This window comes from Methylobacterium sp. Leaf108 (genome assembly GCF_001423265.1).
Taxonomy (GTDB): domain Bacteria; phylum Pseudomonadota; class Alphaproteobacteria; order Rhizobiales; family Beijerinckiaceae; genus Methylobacterium.
On the sequence record NZ_LMND01000005.1, the window covers coordinates 1 to 21826 of the forward strand.

Consider the following 21826-nt stretch of genomic DNA (forward strand, 5'->3'; position numbering starts at 1 on the left):
CTACCGCCAGCCCGGCTTCTCCAACCGCAGCAACGGCACCGAGTTCGTCGCCGTCCGCGCCGGCCTGAACTACAAGTTCGGCTCCTACTAGGATCCGACCGTTCCGACCGGGACCGCCTTTCGGCCGGTTCCGGCTTGATCCGCATGAGAAAGAGGCCGCCCCGTCGCCGGGGCGGCCTCTTTCGCGTCATTGGCCCTGTTCGGCCCAACCGCCGACGGGAAACCCCGTCGCCGCTTCTGTCCGGGCCTACCTCAGGGTCGACGGCTCGCCGGGCTTGAGGGGGCGATCCTTGCCCTCCGGCCCGCTATCGGCACCGCGTGCGTCGAGGCGCTCCAGGTGTTCGAAGACGTGCTCGAAAGCGCTAGTGACCGCCTGTTCGAAGGTTCCGTCCGCCTTGCCCATGGCGGCCTTGAGCCCGGCGATCAGCGCGCGGTGTGTCTCGATATCGCTCGACATGGCGGTTCCTCCTGGTCCGGTTGGACGACGATCCGGGAAGCCAAGCGTCGGCGTCGGGCGCCGGTTCCGACGGATGTCAGCCGCAGCTGCCGGGCGGCACTCCACGCCGGCTTCAGAAACGACGACGCTGCTCCAGGTCGGCGAGGTCTGCGGGTTCCGCCACGTCGCGCCGTGCCGCCGCGATGACGAGGTCCGCGTGGCGCAAAAGTTCCTTCACGCGGCTCGGCGAACGCTCGACGTGTGCCACCCGACCGAGGACGTCGAGCATGTATCCGAGCACGTAGGGCGACCCGGCCGCGTTCTGGCGGATCAGGTGGAACATGGCATCGCACAGGCCGGCGTAATTGGTCACGGGATGGATCAGGGCGATCCGGCCCTGACGGGCGAGGACGCCGGTGGGAAGATGGCGCGAGGCGAGGCGACAGAGGGCGTCGCCCATGTGGGCGACGACGCTGACGGCGGTGAAGGGATCGTTGATGCCGGGCGACAGGGCCCGGACGGCGATCTCCGAAAGCTGCCGCACGGAGAATTCCAGGTCCTGCAGCGCCGCCGGCCGCCGGCCGAAGGTGAGGGCGCGCGCGAGCGCCTGCTCGATGCCCTCGACGGACGCGGAGACCTCAGCGAGGGGCAGACCGGTCGGGACGTAGTCGCCCGGGCGGACCCTGAGGCGCACGACGACCCCGCGTCGGTGGGCCCAATCGGCGAGGCGCTCGGCGTTCACGGCCTGGAGATAGCCGCTCGCCGGCGTGGCGACGGCGAGCCCGGGCGGGCCCTGCGCCGGAACCGGCAGGCCGGGTGCGACCAGCGACCGGTCCGCGACGGCCTCGCACAGGTCGCGATGGACGGCATCGACCACGGTCTCGACGTTGATGCTCGTCGCGATGTGATGGACGAACCAGACCAGGGTCGCGACGCTCAGCATCGCGAGCACGATGGCTCCGGTGACCGCAAGGTGCGGGACGAAGGAGGTCTCCTCCACGGTCCGGACCGTGCGCAGGACGATCAGGGCGTAGGCGAACGTCCCGAGGAAGATGCCGAGCACGATCTGGTTGCGGGCGTCGCGGGTGAAGTTGCGCAGGAGTCTCGGCCCCATCTGGCCGGAGGCGAGGGACAGCGCCGCGATGGTGATGGAAAAGGTGGTGCCGGCGACCCCGATCACCGACGACGCCACCGCACTCAGAAGCGCGCGGGCGCCCTCGGCCCCGCCGGAATACCCCCAGTTCGCGTCGGGCGAGGAGGCGTCGTAGCCGGCGACGCGCGCGGTCTCGAGCCAGACCGCGATCTGCCCCAGGGCGAGGCAGGCGAGCACGATCGACGCCGGCCGTAGCCAGAACTGGTCCCCGAGGATCTCCAGCCAGGCTCTCACCCGCGCGTTCATGCGGCCTCCGATGCGCGTGATCGATGTGAAACGGTCGAACGGCCGGATAACGCGAAGTTCGCGGCGGCCCCCTGACAAAACCCGATCGACGCACCCATCTCAAGCACGCCTGAGCGGAGCAAACCCGCCGGCTTGCCCCAGGAGGACGACTCCATGAACAGCGAAGAACGTGACGTCATCAACGGCATCTTCCAGCGTCTCGAGCAGGCGGGAAGCCAGCCCCGCGACGCGGACGCCGAGCGTTTCATTGCCGACAAGCTTCGGAGCCAGCCCTACGCCCCCTACGCGATGGCGCAATTGATCTATGTGCAGGAAGAGGCGATCAAGAGCCTCAACCAGCAACTCGAGCAGGCCCGCGAGGCGGCCTCGCACGCCCAGCAGCAGCCGCAGGGCGGCGGCGGTTTCCTGTCGAGCATCTTCGGCGGCGGTTCCCGCCAGGAGCCGCAGCGTCCCGCGGGCCAGCCCTGGGGCGGCCAGGGCGGGCAGCCCGGATACGGTCAGCCCCAGCCCGGCTACGGCCAGCAGCCCGGCTACGGCGGCCCGCAGGGCGGCCCCCAGCAGGGCGGTCCCTGGGCCGGCCAGCAGCAGGCTCCGGCGCGCGGCGGCGGCTTCATGGCCACGGCCCTGCCCATGGCCGCCGGTGCGGCCGGCGGCATGCTCCTGGGAAGCGCGCTGTCGAACGCGTTCGCCGGCGGTCATTCGAGCCTCGGCAGCGCCGCGGCGGCGGGCCTCGGCGGCACCGGTGCGGAAGCGGCGGGCCTGAGCGGCGGCACCCAGGACCTCGGATCGGCGCTCGGCGGCGGCAACGATCTCCAGGGCGCCTCGTTCGACAACGATGCCGGCGGTGATTTCGGCGGCGACCTCGGCGGCGGCGGCGACGACGACTGGGTGTGAGCCCGATCGGCCCTGTCGTACGGGGCCGATCTCGAAGGATCGCGCGTTCTTCGACGTACGCCCGGCACCGGTTCTCGGTGCCGGGCGTTTTTCGTCGTCAGATCACGTCGACGCGGGTGCCGACCCCGGCCCGCTCGTAGAGGTCGATGACGTCCTCGTTCATCATCCGGATGCAGCCCGACGAGACCGACTGCCCGATGGTGTGCGGCTCGTTGGTGCCGTGGATGCGGTAGAGGGACGAGCCGAGATAGAGGGCCCGCGCGCCCAGGGGATTCTCCGGGCCGCCGGCCATGTGGCGTGGCAGGTCGGGACGGCGGCGCAGCATCTCGGCCGGCGGCGTCCAATCCGGCCATTCCTTCTTCTGGCTGACGGTCTTCGTGCCCGCCCAAGTGAATCCGGGCCGGCCGACTCCGATGCCGTAGCGCAGGGCCTTGCCGCCGGGCTGGACCAGGTAGAGGAACTTCGAGGGCGTATCGACCACGATGGTGCCCGGTGCCTGGCGGCCGTCGAAATCCACCACCTGGCGGCTGAAGCGCGGATCGGGGGCTCGGGCGATGACGCCCTGGTCGGGATCCCGCAACGGCGTCGCCTGCGGCAGGGCGGCGAGGCGGGTCGGTGCGCGCAGCACGGCCGCCGGCATCGGCTCGTCGGGGACGCGGTCGCCAGAGAACAGGCGGCGGGGGGCGGGGGCCACCACGCCGCCGTGGCCGTAGGCGGCGGCATGGTCGGGCACCGCCCAATCGGCACCGATCCGTGCGCCGGACCGGGCCGGACCCACGGGAGCGGGGCGACCGTTGCCCGTCACCAGGAACTCGATGAAGCCGCCGCCGTAGCGGCTTCCCTGCGCCTGCGCTTCCGCGCCGGCCGTGAGCGCCATCGCCATCGCCCCCGCCACCGCCAAACACCACCCTGCGCGCATCGCCCGTTCCCCCGTCCGCCGGCCTCGTCGGGCGCGATGATGCGGAGGGGGCCGGGATCGCCCGATGAAGGAACGTGGTGAATCCTCCGGAAATCCGATCGCACAGCGGTGCGGGAGCGAGTCAGCGTAAAGATTCGGTCACCACGGGCAAAGACCGATCCCATTCAGCAAATGGCAACCCCTTTCGTTCACCGTCCCGGCGGTGACCTCATAGCCGGCTGATCCCCCACCATGACCATGAAGCGCTATCGCATCGAAGACAGCCTCGGTCTGGCGAGTGTTCAGCCGGCGATGGCGCCGGTGGCGTCTGCCGAAACCTCGGACCTGAACGCCGCCCGCCTCACCGAAATCCTGTCCGCGATCCAGGATCTGCGGAAGATGACGCAGACGAGCACGATCGAGACGGTGGAAGCCTGCCGGCGCGAACTGACCGACGCCCTCTCCATGCGCTCCGAACTCGACATCATGAAGGACGCGATCACCCGGACCAAGACGGAGATCGCGACGCTCTACCGCTCGGAGAGCACCGGCAAGGGCATGCGCCGGGTCGCGGGCGAACTCGACGCGGTGGTCGATTCCACCGAGCGGGCGACCAGCACGATCCTCGGGGCCATCGAGGAGATCGAGACCAACGCCGGCATGCTGCGGGCCATGAGCACCTCGGCGGCGGGCCGCGAGAACGTCGATGCCATCCTCGAGCGCGTCGTCGTCGCCTACGAGGCCTGCAACTTCCAGGACCTCACCGGCCAGCGCATCAGCAAGATCGTCGGCGTCCTGAAGTTCGTGGAGGAGCACCTCGACCGGATGATCGAGGCCTGGGGCGGCCTCGACAGCTTCAAGGACGTGCTCGGGGTCGGCCCCATCAAGCCGGACGTCGACGACGAGAGCTCGCTGCTCAACGGGCCGCGGCTCGGAGACGATCCGGGCCACGTCGACCAGGGCGACATCGACGCGCTGTTCGACTGAGCGGGGCCGGACCGTCCCTCGACCGTAGGCTCCGCCTCAGCGCGGCAGCTTCGCCAGGGCCGCCGCATCGCGGCCGACCACCGCCGCGAGGCTGTCCCCGCCCTCGGCGCGGATGCGTTTGGCAAGGCCCGCCTTGATCGCGCCGACGAGGCCCGGACCGGCGTAGACCAACGCCGAATAGAGCTGGAGGAGGGAGGCGCCGGCCCTGACCTTGGTCCAGGCGGCGTCCGCCGAATCGATGCCGCCGACGCCGATCAGCGGCAGCGTGGCACCCACGCGCAGATAGGTCTCGGCCAGGAGCCGGGTGGCGGGGCCGAACAAGGGCCGGCCCGAGAGGCCGCCGGTCTCCCCGGCGAGGCCGGTTTCGGTCAGGCTCGCGGGACGGGCGACGGTGGTGTTCGAGACGACCAAGGCCGAGACGCCGCGCCGGACCGCCGTGGCGGTGATGGCGTCGAGGGCGTCGAGGGTGATGTCCGGGGCGATCTTCAGGAGGATCGCGGTGGTCGGCTGGACGTCGTCGCGGGCGGCCACCACACGGGCCAGGAGTTCGTCGAGGAAGGCTTCGCCCTGAAGGTCGCGCAGTCCCGGGGTGTTGGGCGAGGACACGTTGACGGTCACGAAGTCCACCAGCGGCGCCAGGGCCGTGGTGCAGGCGACGTAGTCGGCGAGCCGGTCGGTCGCCTCCTTGTTGGCGCCGATGTTGACCCCGACGAGGCCCGGCCGGCCGCGGCGGGCGGCCAGGCGCCCGGCGACCACCGCGAGGCCTTCGCTGTTGAGGCCGAAGCGGTTGATGACGGCCCCGTCGGCGGGAAGGCGGAACACCCGCGGGCGCGGGTTGCCCGGCTGGGGCTTAGGCACGACGCCGCCGACCTCCACGAAGCCGAACCCGAGGCCGAGGAGGGCGTCGGGCGCCTGCGCGCCCTTGTCGAAGCCGGCGGCGAGCCCCACCGGGTTGGGGAAGCGCCGCCCGAGGCACGCCACCGCCAGGACGGGATCGTCGGCGGCCGGCGCCAGGGCCGGCATCAGGCTCAAGCCGCGCAGGGTCAGGTTGTGGGCGGTCTCGGCATCGAGGCCGTGGAGGAGCGGCCGCGCCAGGGGGAACAGGGCCCCGATCATGCCGAGGGTCCTCCCAAGCCCGCCGGAAAGACCTCCACCGGAAAGACGTGGCGGCCGGCGGCATCGAGGGGCAGGTCGGCCACCGCGACCACGGCCGAGAGCGGCAGGTCGCCGTAGAGATGCGGAAACAGGTCGCCGCCGCGGGAGGGCTCGTAGCGCAGGCCCGCCCCCAGGGCATCGGCGTCCACGCTGAGCAGGAGCAGGTCGTCGATCCCGGAAAAGTGCCGTGCCGCCGTCTCGACGGCCTGCGCGGCGGTCGAGAAATGGATGTAGCCGTCGGCCAAGTCGACGGGCGCGCCCCGGAAGCGGCCCTCGGCTTGCGCCGCGCGCCACAGGTCGCGCGGACAGATCTTGTAGATGAGCGCCATCGCAAGGGTCCTCGCGGCACGTTGGAAGGGGCCGGCCGCGCAGGGTTGGCGATAGAGGGCGGCGCCGATGGCGGCAACCGCTGTTGCCTTTCGCCGCGGCAAGTTCTAATTTCCTAGACCTAGGCTGTATGTCTTATTCGCTGCTTCGGCCGAGGCCGCCATGCTGTCCCACGAGCAGATCTGGACCGCCATCGACAGGCTGGCCGAACGCTACGGCCTGTCCGCCTCCGGCCTCGCCCGTCGGGCCGGCCTCGACGCCACCAGCTTCAACCGCTCGAAGCGGATCGGGCCGGACGGCCGCAAGCGCTGGCCCTCGACCGAATCGGTCTCCAAGGTTCTTACCGCCACCGGCGCCAGCCTCGACGACTTCCTGCGCCTGATCGAGGCGCGGTCGGGCCCGCCGCGCACCACCGTGCCCCTCATCGGCATGACCCAGGCCGGCTCGGGCCGTCTCTTCACCGACGAGGGCATCCCCACCGGCGGGCCCGGCTGGGAGGAGATCGACTTTCCCGATCTCGGCGAGGACCGGGCCTTCGCGCTGGAGGTTCAGGGCGATTCGATGGAGCCGCTCTACCGCGACGGCGACGTCCTCATCGTCTCGACCACCGCCGACATCCGCAAGGGCGACAGGGTCGTCGTTCGCCTGGAGGCGGGCGAGGTCCTGGCCAAGGAGCTCAAGCGCAAGACCGCGCGGACCATCGAGCTCGCCTCGCTCAACGCGGCCCATCCCGACCGGACCGTCAACCTCGGCGAGATCGCCTGGATGGCGCGGGTGATGTGGGTGCGCCAGTAGGGCACGATGCGGACGAGGGGAAGCCGCTCTTCCGGCATCGTCACGCGACAGCGGTGGGAGAGAGCAGACCGCCGCTTCGGCGAACCGGCGGTTCGCTCGACCCGATTTGGCCGGACACGCCGTCGGGGGTATCGATGACGGCGAAGGGGAGCACCCCCGGCACCTCGGATCGACCACATGGCCTGTCGCGCTGGCGAGGAGACCCGACCGATGCCGGCCGAACCGGACACGGCAGAGGTGGCGGCAGCAGACGTACCCGCGGCAGCGGCGCCGCTCGGTGCCGAAGCCGCCGCCCTGTTCGAGGCCTCAGCGGTGCCGGCCATCCTGTGCAATCCAGCCGACCCCGAGATGCGGATCGTGGCGGCCAACCCCGCCTTCCTCGCCCTGACGCATCATGCCGGGAACGAGGTCCTGGGCCGGTCGCCGCAGCTCCTGCTCGGTGCCAGGACAGAGCGTGACGCGAAGGCCGCCCTCGCGACCGTGGTGGCCGACGGCGGCACCATCGAGGTCCTGGCGGCCCGCAAGGACGGCGCGACCCTCTGGGTGGAGTGCCACGCGGCGACGGCGGGCCGCTACCGCCTGGTCGAGGTGGTGGACGTCACCCGGCGCCGCGACGCCGAGGCCGCCCTCGCCCTGTCGCGCCAGCGCGAGGCCCTGGGCCTGCTCACCAACAGCGTCGCGCACGAGTTCAACAACTTCCTCCAGATCCTGATCGGCTACATCGACGGCCTCAAGCGCCGCCTCGGCGACCGGGAGGAGCCGTTCATCCAGCGGGCGATCCTGCGCTCCACCGACGCGGCCGAGCGCGCCACCATTCTGACCCGGCAGCTGCTGGCGTTTTCCCGGCGGATCGCCCCAGACGTGCGGCCGGTGGACCTGGGGGCGGTGGTCGGCGATTTCGTCGCGGTCTTCCGCCCGACCCTGCCCCCCCGGGTGACCCTGGCCGTGGAGTGCAGGCCGGGCCTCGCCTGCGCCATGAGCAACCCGACGCAGATTTCCTTCGCCCTCGCCCAGATCCTGACCAACGCCTGCGAGGCGATGCCGAAGGGCGGCACCATCACCATCTCCACCTTCGCGGTGGCCCCGCACGACCACGGCATGGCCCGCCCCTCGGACGGGGCGGTGGGCATCGCGGTGGCCGATACCGGCCCGGGCATGGCGCCGGAAATGGCGGCCCGGGCGCTCGCTCCCTTCGCCACCAGCCGCGAGGCCGGGCGGGGGACGGGTCTGGCCATCGTCCACGGCCTGATGAAGCGCCAGGGCGGAACGGTCTCGGTGGAGAGCCGGCCGGGAGAGGGGACGGTGGTGAGGCTGATCTTCCCGGCCACGGGCGTGCCGTAACGAAGGCTTAGGGATGGCCGCCGTCGCGCGATTGCGGCCGGTCGCGATGGACTAAAACTCCGCCTCGCCCGTCACCATATAAGGTTCGGCATTTCCGCCGGGACTCATTCGATCTTCGCAGAGGCGAAACCATGCTCACCTCAACCACGCGCTTCAAGCGCGCGGCCACCCTACTGACCCTCGTCGTATCGCTGGCCATGGCCGCGCCGATCGTGGAGGCCCGTCCGGGCAGCAGCGGGGGAATGGGCTCGCGCGGCTCGAAGACCTATACGGCCCCCTCGGCCACGCCGACCGCACCCGGCGCCGCCGCGCCGATCCAGCGGACCCAGACCCAGCCCGGTCCCGCCATGGGCAACCCCGGCATGAACCCGGCCGCGGCCCAGCGTCCGCGCTTCGGCGGCGGCTTCATGGCCGGCCTGCTCGGAGCGGGCCTGCTCGGCGCGCTGCTCGGCGGTGGCTTCTTCGGTGGCCTCGGCGGCATCGCCTCGATCCTCGGCCTGCTGCTCCAGGTCGGTCTCGTCGTGCTGATCGTGACCTTCGCGGTACGCTGGTTCCGTCGTCGCCAGGGCACCCCGGCCGCGGCCGGTCATGCCCGCACCGAGATGGGCTCGGGCGGCGCCCCCGGCGGCATGAACGGGGGCGGCCTCGGCAACAGCCGTGGCCTCGGCATGGGCGGCTCGCCCGTGGGTGGTTCCGGCATGGCCGGCCCCGCGATGGGCGGTCCCGCTCCCGTGGCGACCGGCAAGGTGGCCATCGGCCCCGGCGACTTCCAGAGCTTCGAGCTCGCCCTCAACGACGTCCAGGAGGCCTACGGCCGCGAGGACGTCGCCCGGCTTCGCACCGTCGCGACACCGGAGATGGCGGGTTACTTCGAAGAGGAGCTGCGCGCGAACGCCCAGCGCGGCGTCGTCAACCGGATCTCCGACGTGAAGCTCCTGCAGGGCGACCTGTCGGAATCCTGGAGCGAAGGCCAGACCGAATACGCCACGGTCGCCATGCGCTACGCCATCAAGGACGTCACCCTCGACAAGCGCAGCAACGCGGTAGTCGAGACCGGCGAGCCGGAAGCGGTGGAGCTGTGGACGTTCGTGCGCCAGCGCGGCGGACGCTGGCTGGTCTCGGCGATCCAGCAGGGTCGCTGACACGCCGGGCGCCGTGAGAACGAAGGCCGCCGGGGAAACCCGGCGGCTTTTTTCGTGCCCTCGATGAAGGATCTTTGGCGAGCCTATCCGGCCAGTGCCCGCGCCATCGCCACGAACTGCGCCACGGTGGCCTCCTCCGCCCGGGCCGTCTCGGGGATACCGGCCGCTTCGAGCAGGCGGGACGGGTCCGGTGTGGCGCCCTTCAGGCTCTGGCGCAGCATCTTGCGGCGCTGGCCGAAGGCCGCCCGCGTCACCGTCTCCAAAGCCGCCACGGAGCAGGGCAGGGGCTCGGCGCGGGGTCGGAGCTGCACCACGCTCGAGGTCACCTTGGGCGGCGGCACGAAGGCGGAGGGCGCCACGTCGAACAGGATCTCGGCCTCGCAGCGCCAGCCGCAGAGCACGCCGAGCCGACCGTAGTTGGCCCGGTCGCCCTCGTCGGCGACGATGCGCTCGGCGACCTCGCGCTGGAACATCAGGGTCAGCGACTCCCACCACGGCGGCCATTCGGGCGCGGTGAGCCAGCCCGTCAGCAGCGGCGTGCCGACGTTGTAGGGGAGGTTAGCGACGACCCGGACCGGCCCCGCACCGGCCAGCCCGCGTGGGTCGAACCGCAGGGCGTCGGCCTCGACCACGTCGAGGCGGCCGGGGTAATGCGCCGCGATCTCGGCGAGCGCCGGCAGCGCCCGCGCATCGCGCTCGACGGCGACGACGCGGGCGGCACCGGCGGCGAGGAGGGCGCGGGTCAACCCGCCCGGACCCGGCCCGACCTCGACCACGGTGACGCCGTCCAGCGGGCCGGCCGCCCGGGCGATCCGCCCCGTCAGGTTGAGGTCGAACAGGAAGTTCTGCCCGAGCGCCTTCTTCGGTTCCAGCCCGTGCCGGCGGACGACGTCGCGTAAGGGGGGGAGCCCGTCGTCGCTCACGGCACGCTCCGGATCAGGCGCGCGGCCAGCCGCAGGGCCGCCATCAGGCTGTCGGGACGCGCCAGCCCGCGCCCGGCGATGTCGAAGGCGGTGCCGTGGTCGGGCGAGGTGCGCACGAACGGCAGGCCCAGGGTGACGTTGACGCCCTCGTCGAAGGCGATGGTCTTGATCGGGATCAGGGCCTGGTCGTGGGTGGGGGTCAGCGCCACGTCGTAGCCCGCCCTGGCGCGGGGGTGGAACAGGGTGTCGGCCGAGAGCGGGCCGCGGATGTCGATGCCCTCGGCCCGGAGGATCGCCACCGCCGGCTCGAGCACGTCGCGGTCCTCGGTGCCCATGGTCCCGGCCTCGCCGGCGTGGGGATTGAGCCCCGCCAGGACGAGGCGGGGCCGCGCGATGCCGAAGCGGCTGCGCAGGTCGGCCGCGACGATGCGGGCGGTGCGCACGACGAGGTCCTGCGTCAGCAGGTCGGGCACGCGGCGCAGGGCGACGTGGATCGTCACCGGCACCACCGCCAGCGTCTCGCTCCACAGCATCATGACGGGCAGCGGCGGGGTCTCGCCCGGCGCGACGCAGAGGGCGGCGAGGAACTCGGTGTGGCCGGGATGCGCGAAGCCGACCTGGGTCAGGACGTATTTCGCGATGGGGTTGGTGACGAGGGCGCCGGCCGACCCGGCGCGCACGAAGCCGAGGGCGGCGGTGATCGATTCGAGGGTGGCGCCGGCGTTGGCCGGATCGGGCGAGCCGGCGATGGCCAGGATGCGGGCACCGCTCGGCAGCGCCACCACGGGAAGCGCGCGGGGAAACACCTCGACGGCGAGCTCCGGCCCCACCTCCGCCACCGGCACCTGAAGGCCGAGTTCGCTCGCCCGCCGCTCGACGAAATCGGGGTCGCCGACGAGGAAGAAGGGCGGCAGGCCGGGGCCGTCGTCCCGCGCCAGCCAGGCCGACAGGGCGATCTCGGGCCCGATCCCGGCGGGGTCGCCCAGCGTCAGGGCGAGGGGAACATGGGGTGTCATGACGGCTCCGGTCGATCGCCGCCGCAGGGCGACGATCGCCGGCAAGCCCTAGCGCACGGCGGCGATGCCGTCAGCCGCCGTGACGGAGCTGACGTTCTGGCGCAGGTCCGCCTCGCCGAGCGTCTTCAGCTCGACCCGCAGCAGCACCGTCTGGTTACGCTCGCGCGTGCCGAGCGCGGTGGCCGTGGGCGCCACGATGTAATTGAGCGAGACGGTGGTGCATTCGTCCTGGTAGCCGCCGCCGAGGCTCATGCCGGAGACGAAGAACCGGCCGGAGCGGTCGTAGATCGGCGCCGAGCCGACCGGGTTGGCGATGTAGTTGGTCAGGGCGTCGGCGTAGGTGTCGCGCACGTCGAGGTAGTGGGTCAGGTCGACGATGGCCGATCCGGTGAGGAACCAGTTCGGGGTGACGTGGTAGGTGGCCGCCGCCGAGACGCCCTCGCGGCGGTGGTTGAAGCCGAGCGACGGCTGCGCCTCGTAGTAGGAATAGAACAGCGACAGGTCGACCGGAGCGAAGGGCGCCAGACGCGCGATCACGCCGGTCTCGAAGCGGTTGACCTTGAAGTCCTGCTGGTCGAACCGCGCCCGGGCGATCATGCTGATGTTCTGGTTGGGCGAGACCTGGAACCGGCCGACGTAGTCGGACGCCCGCCGCTCCAACCCGGAGTCGAGGCCGACGTTGGCGATGTCGCCACGACGGAACGAGTTGACGCCCGCGATCTGGATCGACTCCCCGAACAGGATGTTGGCGTACCAGCCCGACGGCGTCACCACCGAGTACTGGGCGCCGACGTTGGCCCGCAGGCCGCCCTCGACCCGGTCGTAGCCGGAGAACTTGTCCCATTCGAACAGGGAGGTGTCGTCGAACACCAGGCTCTGGGCGTCCTCGTTGGGCAGGCGCCCGATCTTGGTCTCGCTCGGCCGCGCGATCACCTGGACGATGGGCTCGATGGTGTGGACGCCCAGGCCTCCGAAGTTGCCGACGAAGGGGTAGCGGTAGTCGATGCCGATGGCCGGCATCACCCGGCCGGAGAAGTCGTTGTCCTGCGTCGTGATGTTCTGGACGAGGTTGTTCTGGAAGCCGGTGCGGCTCGGATCGACGAAGAAGGCGTCGGTGCGCAGGTAGGCGAACGGCGTGATCGACTGGCCGATGTCGTCGATGAAGGTGCGGCGCCACGAGGCCTGGGCCGAGACGCGGGTCTGCTCGCCGGCCAGGCCCCTGATCAGGCAATTGGCCCGGTTGAAGGTCGTGCAGGTCTCGTAGAGCGGGTAGCTGATGCCGTTGGCGCTCGGGCTGAACAGGTAGCTGCCGGTGCGCGGGATGCCCTGGAAGTCGGTGGCTTCCCGGCTCAGGTGGGTGATGTTGGTCTCGAACCGGACCTCGCCGCCCAGCGGCTTGGGGCCGTTGATGCGCTTGTCGTAGTCGATCACCGGCGCGACGATCGGCTGTTCCTTCTGCCAGTCGAAGCTCGACAGGCCCTTGAAGTAATAGGCCCGCGCCTCGAACCACGAGCGGTCGCCCTGGCCGATCAGGTAGGCGGTGGAGACCGCTTCGCGAAAGTAGTCGGTGGTGATGCTCTGGTTGCGGATGCGGTAGTTGTCGAGGAACCACTTGTCGGTGACGCCGACCACGTCCCAGCCCGCCCGCCAGCGGTCGTTGATGTAGAACTGGCCCTTGGCTTCCACCGCGCCGCGAAAGTCGCGGTCGCCGGCGCCCAGCGGGCCCGGCAGGAACGCGCTCGGGGTCGTCTGGAAGATGCCGCTGAGGCGGACGCTGTAGGAGCCGTTGTCGAGGCGGTGGCGGAACTCGCCCTGGCCCAGCACGCCCTGGTTGCTCAGGAAGGCGGGCGAGAGGGTCAGGTCGTAGTTGGGCGCCAGGTTGAAGAAATAGGGGACCGCGATACCGCTGCCGAGCGCCGTCGACGAGATGAAGCGCGGCGTGAGGAAGCCGGACTTGCGCCTCACGGTCGGGTCGGCGGCCTCGAAATACGGCAGGTAGGCCACCGGGAGGCCGGCGAGCTCCAGGGTCGATTCCTCGAAGGCGATCGTGTGCGTCTCGTTGTTGTGGACGATCTTGGTGGCGCGGATCTGCCAGAGCGGCGGCGTCTCGGGGCGGTTCTTGCACGGCTCGCAGGCGGTGTAGGTGCCGTAGTCGAAGCTCGTCTGCTCGCCCTCGATGCGCTCGGCGCGCGGCGCCGAGAACCGGGCGCGCACGACCTGCCCCTTGGTCTCGACGGTCTGCTGGATGCGCAGGGCGTCGATGAAGCCGTTCTTGAAGTCGTCGGTCAGCTCCATCTTCTCGGCCGTCAGCACCGCGCCGGTCTCGTCGGTGAGACGCACGTTGCCTTCGGCGAAGACGCGGCTGGTGGTGCGGTCGTAGAGGACCCGGTCCGCCTGCAGGGTGCGCGGGCCGTAGTTCAGCTCGGCGTTGCCGCGCGCCATCACGGTGTTCTTGTCGTTGTCGTAGACGAGCTCGGCCGCCTCCACGAGCAGGCGCTCGCCGGCCTTCGGCGCCGCCGGCTTGCCCGGAATCGGCTTGCCCGGCATCGACTTGGCGGCTCCCGACCGTTGGGTCTGGGCAGCAGCGGAACCCGCCGCTGCCAGGGGCAGGGCGACGGTCAGCAGCGCCGGAACACCGGCCGCGATCGCGATGGCAGCGACCTTACGCAACGCTTGTCTCAACTCCCGCCGCAACCGGACGTGACGCAACGACCCATGCCAACCGACGCTCCCGTCACGACCATCCGGGCCCGGCATCAGCCGTCCTCCTGATGGAGAAGCGTGAGCGTACCCAACAAACTCCCTACCACGGCGGGGAACCATGCCGCCACCGTCGGCGCGACGATCCCCGACGCGCCCAAGCCCTCCATGACCTGGCGGGCGACGTAAAGCAGGAACCCCGCCGCCACGCCGCCGAGCACCAGCCGGCCCACACCACCAAAGCGGAAGAACCTTAAGGAAACGCTGGCCGCGACCAGAACCATGGCCACGAAGAGGAGCGGTCTCGCCATCAGGACACCGTACTGGAGCCGGTAGCGGGTGGCATCCAGGCCGGCCCGCTCGGTCCGCGAGATGGTGTCCGGCAGTTGCCAGAAAGGCACAGATTCCGCGGGCGTGAAGCGCTGCCGGATCTGGGCCGGGTCCAGGGTCGAGGCGACGAGGTAGGTGTCGAAGGTCTCGGGTGCCGCGCCCTCGCTCATGAGCCGGGCCTCGGTGAGTTCCCAGTAGCCGTCGTGGAGGTTGGCCCGCGCCGCCTCGATCTGCGAGACGAAGCGGCCGGACCCGTCGAAATTGAACACCGAGACGCCGGCCAGGGAGGTCGTCCCCTCCACCGCCGTCTCGGCCCGGATGATCGCCTGCCCGTCGAGGCTGCGCTGGCGGATCCACAGGTCCTTGCCGGAGGTCGCCTTGGTGGAGCGCGCGAAGATCTTGGCCTCGATCTCGGTGGAGCGCTGCTTCATGAGGGCCGAGGCCGGGTTGTAGACCGCCACCGTGAAGATGCCGATGCCGAGCGCCACGAACAGGCCCGGCTGCAGGAACTGCCAGGCCGAGATGCCGGCGGCACGGGCCACCACGAGTTCGAGCTTGCGGGAGAGCTGGAGCAGGGCGGCCATGGAGCCGAACAGGATCGCGAAGGGCAGCACCCCCTCCGCCACGGCGGGGGTGCGATAGAGCGAGAGCTGCGCCATCAGCCCGGCCGAGGCGCCGGCGGTGTCGCCCGCGCGCCGCAGCAGCTCGACGAAATCGAGGGTGTAGACCAGCGCGAACACCGTGAGGAACACCCCCAGGATCGTGCGCAGGAAGCGGGCGGCGAAGTAGCGGCCGAGGGTGGCGCCGATCAGCATGGCGGCGCCCTCAACCGAGCCGGGTGCGGCGCGGGGCGAGGACGCCCCGCAGGCCGTGCCCGAGCCGCGCCGCCGCGTCGCGCAGCGCCGGCCCGTGGAAGATCATCAAGGCGGAGAGCGCCATCGCGACGAGGGGTACCGCATAGACCGCCACCACGGCACCCTGGCTGCGGACGGCGGCACTGGTGGCGGTGAAGCCCGCGATGCGCAGGAGAACCACCGCGATCACGGCGCCGGCCACGGCCAGGCCCCGGCCCTGCCGGGTGGTGCGCGGGTCGCCCAGGGCGGCGAAGGCGATGAGGGCGATCGCCAGGGGGTAGAGCCAGGCCGAGAGCCGATCGTGCAGCTCCGCCCGGAACCGCCCCTTCTGAAGGGTGTAGTAGCCCTCGCTCCGGTCGGGGAACAGCAGCTGGCTGGTGGAACGCTCGCGGGGCTTGAACACCACCTCCGCGTCCGGCGGCGTGAAGGCGGCCAGATCGACGGTGTAGCGCTCGAAGGTGATGATCGAGGCGTCCCGCGTGTCCTTCTGCTGACGGTGGATGCTGCCCTTCTCGAGGGCGAGGTAGCTCTGCCCGTCGTAGTCCACCGCCTGGCCGCGCTCGGCGAGGTAGACCACGGTCTTTCCCGCCTCGCGCTTGTCCTGGATGAACAGGCCGAGCAGCGTGCCGCCGGGGCCGCGCTCGCGGAAGTGAAAGGTGATGCCGTTCTCCAGGCTGGTGAACTGGCCTTCCTTGACGACGTTGGCGATGAAGTCGCCGCGCACCCGGGTGACCACGTCGCGCAGCTCCTGGAAGCTCGACGGCATCACCTGGATCGTCAGGAACGCCACCGCCAGGCTCACCGCCAGCCCGAGGGTGAGGAACGGCCGTAGGATGCGCCGCGGCTCCATGCCGGCGGCCGACATCACGATCAGCTCGGAATCGCCGTTGAGCCGGTTGAGCGCGTAGACGATGGCGATGAACAGCGCCACCGGGGCGATCACCGTGATCAGGGTCGGCAGCGACAGGCCGGTGATCAGGAAGAAGATCACCAGGGTCTGGCCCTTGGCGGTGATGAGGTCGAGCTCGCGCAGGGCCTGCGTCACCCAGATCGTGCCGGTGAGACCGACGAGACAGGCCAGGAAGGCCGACAGCGCGATCCTGAAGATGTACCGCTGGATCTGCGTCATCGTCTCTCGCGGGTCGCGCCGGATCGATGCGGCGTCGGGGGCAGTGGCCGGCGGCCTGCCGGTGGCGGTTGCGCGCGCCAATCGGGGCCGTTTCGCGGCACCGCGGTCACGTTGCGTTCTGAAGCCCGATCAGTACACAGGATGCGCGAGCACGCCCTGAACGGTGCGTGCCGCGGCACACATCCGGACAGAGTGGAAAGCGAACGTCATGGCGGACGGTATCACGATCGCGTTCGGGCCGCTCGGCCCGGTGGGCCAGGGAGATCTGCAAGGCGATCTCATCGTGTTCGTCGGCGACGACCTCGTGCTGTCGCCCGCCGTGATCGAGGCCGTGGGGCAGGGCGCCGCCGACCTGGTGGCGCGGGCCGCCGCCAGCGAGCGGTTCAAGGGCAAGTCCCTCTCCGCCCTCGTCCTGCCGGCGCCCGCCGGCCTGACCGCGGACCGTCTCGTCGTGGTCGGCCTCGGCTCCGAGAAGGACCGGGCCAAGACCGACTGGCCGGCGCTCGGCGGTTTTACCGCCTCCAAGGTTTCGGGCCGCACCGCCCATCTCGCCCTGTCGTGGCCGGGTGTCACAGCCGCGAACGCCGCCGAGGTCGCGCTGGGCGCGCGCCTGCGGCACTACAGCTTCGACCGCTACAAGACCAAGAAGAAGCCCGAGGGCGAGGAGCCCAGGGGCACCACCCTGACCGTGATGGTCGAGGATCCCGCCGCCGCGCGAGCGGCCGCCGCCGCGACGGAGGCCGTCGCCGAGGGCGTCCTCCTCGCCCGCGAACTCGTCAACGAGCCGCCCAACGTCCTCTATCCGGAGGAGTTCGCCAACCGTGCCGAGGCCCTGACCAAGCTCGGCGTCGAGGTCGAGGTGCTGGGCCTCGAGGAACTCACCGAACTCGGGATGGGCGCGCTGCTGGCGGTGGCGAAGGGCTCCACCCGGCACCCGCGCGTGGTGCTCATGCGCTGGAACGGCGCACCCGATTCCACCGAGCCGCCGATCGCCTTCATCGGCAAGGGCGTGTGCTTCGATTCGGGCGGCATCTCGATCAAGTCGGCCGGCGGCATGGAGGACATGAAGGGCGACATGGGCGGCGCGGCCTGCGTCGTCGGCACCCTGCATGCGCTCGCCGCCAGGAAGGCGAAGGTCAACGTGGTCGGCGCCATCGGCCTCGTCGAGAACATGCCCGACGGCAACGCCTACCGCCCCGGCGACATCGTCACCTCGATGTCGGGACAGACCATCGAGGTCATCAACACCGACGCGGAAGGCCGCCTCGTGCTGGCCGACGTGATCTGGCACGTCCAGGGCACCTACAAGCCCAAGATCATGGTCGATCTGGCCACCCTCACGGGCGCCATCATCGTGGCCCTGGGGCAGGACATCGCCGGGCTGTTCTCCAACGACGACGCCCTCGCGGCCAAGCTCACCGCGGCCGGGGAGGCCACCGGCGAAACGGTGTGGCGGATGCCGCTGATCCCGGCCTACGACAAGGCGATCGACTCGAAGTTCGCCGACATGAAGAACACCGGTGGCCGGCACGGCGGCGCCGCCACGGCCGCCTCCTTCATCAAGCGCTACGTCAACGACGTGCCGTGGGCCCACCTCGACATCGCCGGCGTCGCGATGTCGTCGAGCAGCAGCGAGATCAACCGCTCCTGGGGGGCGGGCTGGGGCGTGCGGCTCCTCGACCGCCTCGTGCGCGACAACTACGAATCATGAATTCCTTCGCCGCCGCCGGGCTTCCCCTCGCGGCGGCGCTGGCTTGCATCCTCGCCGCGACCCTTGGCGGGCTCGACCAGAACAGCGCGTTGCCGCCGGGGCTGGCGCCCTACGCCTACGGCTTCTTCCTCGATCGCTATCCGCTGTTCGCGGTGGCCATCGTCTACGGGCTCGCCCGGCTGATCGCCGCCGCGACGGCACCCGGACCCGCCGGATTTCCTCGTCGCGCGGCGGGCCTCGCCGTCGGGGCCGCGACGCTGCTCGCATTGAGCCTCTATCCGACCTTCGGCGGCCTCATTCTGCGGGGCGCCTTCGGCAGCGGCAGCATGGCCTTCCTGAACCAGCAGCCGATGGGGATGGCGTACGCGCTGGGTTCGGCCCTGGGCGCCGCCCTGTTCGGGACGGCGATGGGCCTCGGCGTGATCGCGATGACGGCCCGGCGCGTCTCCCTGCGGCGGTTCGCGAGGCGGACCCTCCCGGCCGCCCTGGCGGCCTTCCTCGCCCTCTGGTTCGCCTTCGCCGTCCTCGGCCTCGCCCACGCGGCCGGCCTGGGGCCGTGGCCGCGGCGAGCGCTGACGGCCGGCGATGCCCTCATCGCCGCGGGGCTCGTCGTCGTCGCCTTCCTGCCGCACGCGCTGCTGGTGGCGTGGCGGACCGGGGCGGAAGAGGTCCGCCCCGCCGGTGTCGTGACATGACGGCCGTTTCGACCGGCGGCGGAGGGCGCACCGGCTTGATCGGCGCGGCGGGATGTCGCTAGATGGTTCAGATGTGAACGAAGGCGACTGACAAAAGACGCCGCGTCACCACAGGGAGGACGCCATGCTGACCGACCGGACACCCGCGCGACCGTGGCTGTCGTCCTATCCGCCGCATGTGCCGGCCGAGATCGAGGTCGACCGCCTTGGCACCCTCGTCGACCTGTTCGAGGCCAGCCTGTCGCAGTTCGCGGACCGTCCGGCCGTCCAGTGCTTCGGGGCCCAGATGAGCTACGCGGCGGTCGGGCAATCGGCCCGGGACCTCGCGTCCTGGCTGGCGGCGCAGGGCCTCGGCAAGGGCGACCGCGTCGCCCTGATGATGCCCAACGTCCCGGCCTACCCGGTGGCGATCTTCGGGGTGCTCCTGGCCGGCTGCACCGTCGTCAACGTCAACCCGCTCTACACGCCCCGGGAACTCACCGCCCAGCTCAACGACTCGGGCGCGAGGATTCTCGTGGTCCTCGAGAACTTCGCCCACACCGTGGCGGATGCCCTGCCCGAGATCGCCCTCGACCGGGTCGTGGTGGCCGGTCCCGGCGACGGGCTCGGGCTGAAGGGGCGCCTGATCGGGCTGGCCTCGCGCCATATCAAAAAGGCGGTGCCGGCCTATTCCTTCCCGGCCGGCCTGGCGATCCGGTTCGAGGCGGCGTTGAAGGACGGCCACGGCCGCAAGCCGCCCGAGGTCGCGGTCTCGCCCGACGACCTCGCCTTCCTGCAATACACCGGCGGGACGACCGGCATCGCCAAGGCCGCGATGCTGACCCATCGCAACATCGTCGCCAATGTCACGCAGTCGGAGGTCTGGCTCGGGGTGGCCCGGAGCAAGGCCGGCCGCAAGGTCATGGTCACGGCGCTGCCGCTCTATCACATCTTCGCCCTGACGGCCTGTTTCTTCTTCTTCTTCAAGGTCGGCGGCTGCTGCCTGCTGATCCCCAACCCGCGCGATGCGGCGGGTTTCGTCAAGACGCTCAAGGGCACCCGCTTCACCCACCTGTCGGGGGTCAACACGCTGTTCAACCTGCTCCTGAACACGCCGGGGTTCGATCAGGTCGATTTCTCCCGGGTCGAGTTCACGATCGCGGGCGGCATGGCGGTGCAGGCCCCGGTCGCCGCCCGCTGGCAGGCGGTGACGGGCCACGCCATCATCGAGGGCTACGGCCTCTCGGAGACCTCGCCGGTGGTCTGCGTCAACCCGCCCGGCCTCGCGCAATGGTCCGGCACGATCGGCTATCCGCTCTCGTCGACGGACCTGGTCATCCGAGACCTCGACGGGCGCGAGTTGCCGTTCGGCGAACCGGGCGAACTCTGCGTGCGCGGCCCCCAGGTCATGGCCGGGTACTGGAAGCGGCCCGACGAGACCGCCCGGGCCACCACCGCCGACGGCTTCTTCCGCACCGGCGACGTCGCGGTCCTCGGGGCCGACGGCCAGGTGCGGATCGTCGACCGGATGAAGGACATGATTCTGGTCTCGGGGTTCAACGTCTATCCCAACGAGATCGAGGATGTCCTGGCGGGCCATCCCGGCGTGCTCGAATGCGCCGTCGTGGGCGCCGAATCCGAGGAGACCGGGGAGACGGTGGTCGCCCATGTCGTGCGCAAGGACGAGGCCCTCACCGCCGAGGCGTTGCGGACCTACGCCCGTTCGCAGCTGACCGGCTACAAGGTGCCGCGGCGCATCGTCTTCCGCGACACTCTGCCCAAGACCAACGTCGGCAAGGTGCTGCGCCGCGCCCTCAGGGACGAAACCGGCCCGGTGTGATACGGTTTCCGCTTGGATCAAGCGGGAACCGTATCACCGAGCCCGCGCGGCGCCTGAGCGAAGCCCATGTTCGCATCACGAAGTGATCACCCGGAAATGGTGTGAGGCCGTCGGGGCTGTCCGAGCGGCCGTAACCGCGGCGGCGGTCGCGCCGAATGGAGACGAGCGCGCTTGCCGAGGGACGGTGGCGTGCCGATGTTCGTCGGCAAGCGCGCCGCCAGGCCCGCACCGCAGGAAGCCCCGAGGAGTCACGATGTACGTCAAGCGCCGCCGCGGATGGGAGATCCCCGAGACCCAGGCCACCCCGGAGAGCGTCTTCCTCAACCGACGCGCCCTGCTCGGCGGTGCCGCCGGCCTCGCGGCCGGATCGGCGTTCGGCGGTCCGGCGGCCTTCGCCGCAGACGGCGGCTATCCGGCACCGCGCAACGAGGCCTACACCCTCGACCGGCCGGTGACGGCCGAGAAATACAGCGCGAACTACAACAATTTCTACGAGTTCAGCACGTCCAAGACCGTGCTGCCCGAGGCCAATGCCCTCAAGACGAAGCCCTGGACCATCAAGATCGACGGTCTCGTCGAGAAGCCGTTCGAGATCGCGGTCGAGGACCTGATCAGCAAGATCGGCCTCGAGGAACGCCTCTATCGCCACCGCTGCGTCGAGGCATGGTCGATGTCGGTGCCCTGGACGGGCTTTCCCCTCTCCAAGCTCGTGGCGCTCGCCAAGCCCCTGTCGGGCGCGAAATACGTGCAGATGCAGACCTTCATGGACAAGGCCGTGGCCCCGGGCCAGCGCCAGTTCATCTATCCCTGGCCCTACACGGAAGGGCTGACGATGGAGGAGGCCGCCAACGACCTCGCCTTCATCGCCACCGGCGTCTACGGCAAGCCGCTCGCCAACCAGTTCGGTGCCCCGATCCGCCTGGCGGTGCCGTGGAAGTACGGCTTCAAGTCGGTCAAATCGATCGTGAAGCTGTCCTTCGTCGAAGCCCGCCCGAAGACCTTCTGGGAGGGGCTGCAGGCGCAGGAGTACGGTTTCTGGGCCAACGTGAACCCCGCAGTGCCGCACCCGCGCTGGAGCCAGGCCAGCGAGCGGGTCCTGGGCACCGACCAGCGCGTGCCGACCCTGATCTACAACGGCTACGGCGAGCAGGTGGCCGGGCTCTACAAGGGTCTGGAGAAGGAACGGTTGTTCGTGTGATACGGTTTGCGCTTGAATCAAGCGGGAACCGTATCACCGAGCCCGCGCGGCGCCTGAGCGAAGCCCATTTCCACATC

At 70.6% G+C, this 21826-nt stretch carries 19 protein-coding genes; 9 read left to right on the top strand and 10 right to left on the bottom strand.

Features of this window, described 5'->3' with window-relative positions; all coding sequences use genetic code 11:
* Positions 1-247: 247 nt before the first annotated feature.
* Together ASF39_RS05285 and ASF39_RS05290 are read right to left on the bottom strand one after the other, a co-directional pair.
* Positions 248-457, bottom strand: coding sequence for a hypothetical protein (locus tag ASF39_RS05285; RefSeq protein ID WP_055883234.1), 210 nt, complete (start codon positions 455-457; stop codon positions 248-250).
* Positions 458-569: 112 nt separating this feature from the next.
* Positions 570-1835 carry a DUF2254 domain-containing protein gene (locus ASF39_RS05290; RefSeq protein ID WP_056281700.1) on the bottom strand — a complete coding sequence of 422 codons (1266 nt, stop codon included), beginning with the start codon at positions 1833-1835 and terminating at the stop codon, positions 570-572.
* A gap of 153 nt (positions 1836-1988) precedes the next feature.
* On the opposite strand from ASF39_RS05290, the gene ASF39_RS05295 reads away from it, so the two are divergent.
* On the top strand, positions 1989-2729 hold the full coding sequence (locus ASF39_RS05295; RefSeq protein WP_055883238.1) for a DUF2076 domain-containing protein: 741 nt from the start codon (positions 1989-1991) through the stop codon (positions 2727-2729).
* Positions 2730-2826: 97 nt separating this feature from the next.
* On the opposite strand, the gene ASF39_RS05300 is transcribed toward ASF39_RS05295, so the two are convergent.
* The gene (locus tag ASF39_RS05300; RefSeq protein ID WP_056281703.1) at positions 2827-3648 is read right to left on the bottom strand and encodes a L,D-transpeptidase; all 822 of its coding nucleotides are present in this window, start codon (positions 3646-3648) and stop codon (positions 2827-2829) included.
* A 231-nt stretch (positions 3649-3879) separates the two neighbouring features.
* Here ASF39_RS05300 and ASF39_RS05305 point away from each other — a divergent pair, with 231 nt between their 5' ends.
* Complete coding sequence (locus tag ASF39_RS05305; protein ID WP_055883242.1) at positions 3880-4614, top strand: hypothetical protein; 735 nt, start codon at positions 3880-3882, stop codon at positions 4612-4614.
* Between the two features lie 36 nt (positions 4615-4650).
* On the opposite strand, the gene ASF39_RS05310 is transcribed toward ASF39_RS05305, so the two are convergent.
* The gene (locus ASF39_RS05310) at positions 4651-5730 is read right to left on the bottom strand and encodes a quinone-dependent dihydroorotate dehydrogenase (protein WP_056281706.1); all 1080 of its coding nucleotides are present in this window, start codon (positions 5728-5730) and stop codon (positions 4651-4653) included.
* Positions 5727-6098, bottom strand: a complete 372-nt coding sequence (locus ASF39_RS05315) for a DUF952 domain-containing protein (protein WP_056281708.1) — start codon at positions 6096-6098, stop codon at positions 5727-5729. Before ASF39_RS05315 ends, ASF39_RS05310 begins: the two co-directional genes overlap by 4 nt.
* Before the next feature lie 160 nt (positions 6099-6258).
* On the opposite strand from ASF39_RS05315, the gene ASF39_RS05320 reads away from it, so the two are divergent.
* The 3 genes from ASF39_RS05320 to ASF39_RS05330 all read left to right on the top strand — a co-directional run bounded on the left by ASF39_RS05320 (position 6259) and on the right by ASF39_RS05330 (position 9374).
* Complete coding sequence (locus ASF39_RS05320; protein WP_055883251.1) at positions 6259-6891, top strand: helix-turn-helix transcriptional regulator; 633 nt, start codon at positions 6259-6261, stop codon at positions 6889-6891.
* Positions 6892-7101: 210 nt separating this feature from the next.
* Positions 7102-8232 carry an ATP-binding protein gene (locus ASF39_RS05325; protein ID WP_082494386.1) on the top strand — a complete coding sequence of 377 codons (1131 nt, stop codon included), beginning with the start codon at positions 7102-7104 and terminating at the stop codon, positions 8230-8232.
* 131 nt (positions 8233-8363) lie between these two features.
* Positions 8364-9374 carry a TIM44-like domain-containing protein gene (locus ASF39_RS05330; RefSeq protein ID WP_055883253.1) on the top strand — a complete coding sequence of 337 codons (1011 nt, stop codon included), beginning with the start codon at positions 8364-8366 and terminating at the stop codon, positions 9372-9374.
* A gap of 83 nt (positions 9375-9457) precedes the next feature.
* Here ASF39_RS05330 and rsmA read toward each other — a convergent pair whose 3' ends face one another.
* From rsmA to lptF, 5 genes are all read right to left on the bottom strand, one after another.
* Complete coding sequence (gene rsmA, locus ASF39_RS05335; protein WP_056281710.1) at positions 9458-10297, bottom strand: 16S rRNA (adenine(1518)-N(6)/adenine(1519)-N(6))-dimethyltransferase RsmA; 840 nt, start codon at positions 10295-10297, stop codon at positions 9458-9460.
* The gene (pdxA, locus tag ASF39_RS05340; RefSeq protein ID WP_056281713.1) at positions 10294-11313 is read right to left on the bottom strand and encodes a 4-hydroxythreonine-4-phosphate dehydrogenase PdxA; all 1020 of its coding nucleotides are present in this window, start codon (positions 11311-11313) and stop codon (positions 10294-10296) included. The genes rsmA and pdxA overlap by 4 nt, the downstream gene beginning before the upstream one ends.
* 48 nt (positions 11314-11361) lie before the next feature.
* Positions 11362-13983 carry an LPS-assembly protein LptD gene (locus ASF39_RS05345; RefSeq protein ID WP_056281716.1) on the bottom strand — a complete coding sequence of 874 codons (2622 nt, stop codon included), beginning with the start codon at positions 13981-13983 and terminating at the stop codon, positions 11362-11364.
* An 86-nt stretch (positions 13984-14069) separates the two neighbouring features.
* Positions 14070-15158, bottom strand: a complete 1089-nt coding sequence (gene lptG, locus ASF39_RS05350; RefSeq protein WP_055883262.1) for an LPS export ABC transporter permease LptG — start codon at positions 15156-15158, stop codon at positions 14070-14072.
* Between the two features lie 10 nt (positions 15159-15168).
* Positions 15169-16326 (bottom strand): LPS export ABC transporter permease LptF, encoded by a 1158-nt coding sequence (gene lptF, locus ASF39_RS05355; protein WP_055883264.1) that lies wholly within the window; start codon positions 16324-16326, stop codon positions 15169-15171.
* 208 nt (positions 16327-16534) lie between these two features.
* Here lptF and ASF39_RS05360 point away from each other — a divergent pair, with 208 nt between their 5' ends.
* From ASF39_RS05360 to msrP, 4 genes are all read left to right on the top strand, one after another.
* Entirely contained in the window at positions 16535-18037 is a 1503-nt protein-coding gene (locus tag ASF39_RS05360; protein ID WP_056281719.1) for a leucyl aminopeptidase, read from the top strand.
* On the top strand, positions 18034-18732 hold the full coding sequence (locus tag ASF39_RS05365) for a hypothetical protein (RefSeq protein WP_055883268.1): 699 nt from the start codon (positions 18034-18036) through the stop codon (positions 18730-18732). The genes ASF39_RS05360 and ASF39_RS05365 overlap by 4 nt, the downstream gene beginning before the upstream one ends.
* Before the next feature lie 124 nt (positions 18733-18856).
* Positions 18857-20551: an AMP-binding protein gene (locus ASF39_RS05370; protein WP_056281722.1), complete on the top strand. Its 1695-nt coding sequence runs from the start codon at positions 18857-18859 to the stop codon at positions 20549-20551.
* Positions 20552-20804: 253 nt separating this feature from the next.
* Positions 20805-21749, top strand: coding sequence for a protein-methionine-sulfoxide reductase catalytic subunit MsrP (msrP, locus tag ASF39_RS05375; RefSeq protein WP_055883272.1), 945 nt, complete (start codon positions 20805-20807; stop codon positions 21747-21749).
* Positions 21750-21826 lie beyond the last annotated feature (77 nt).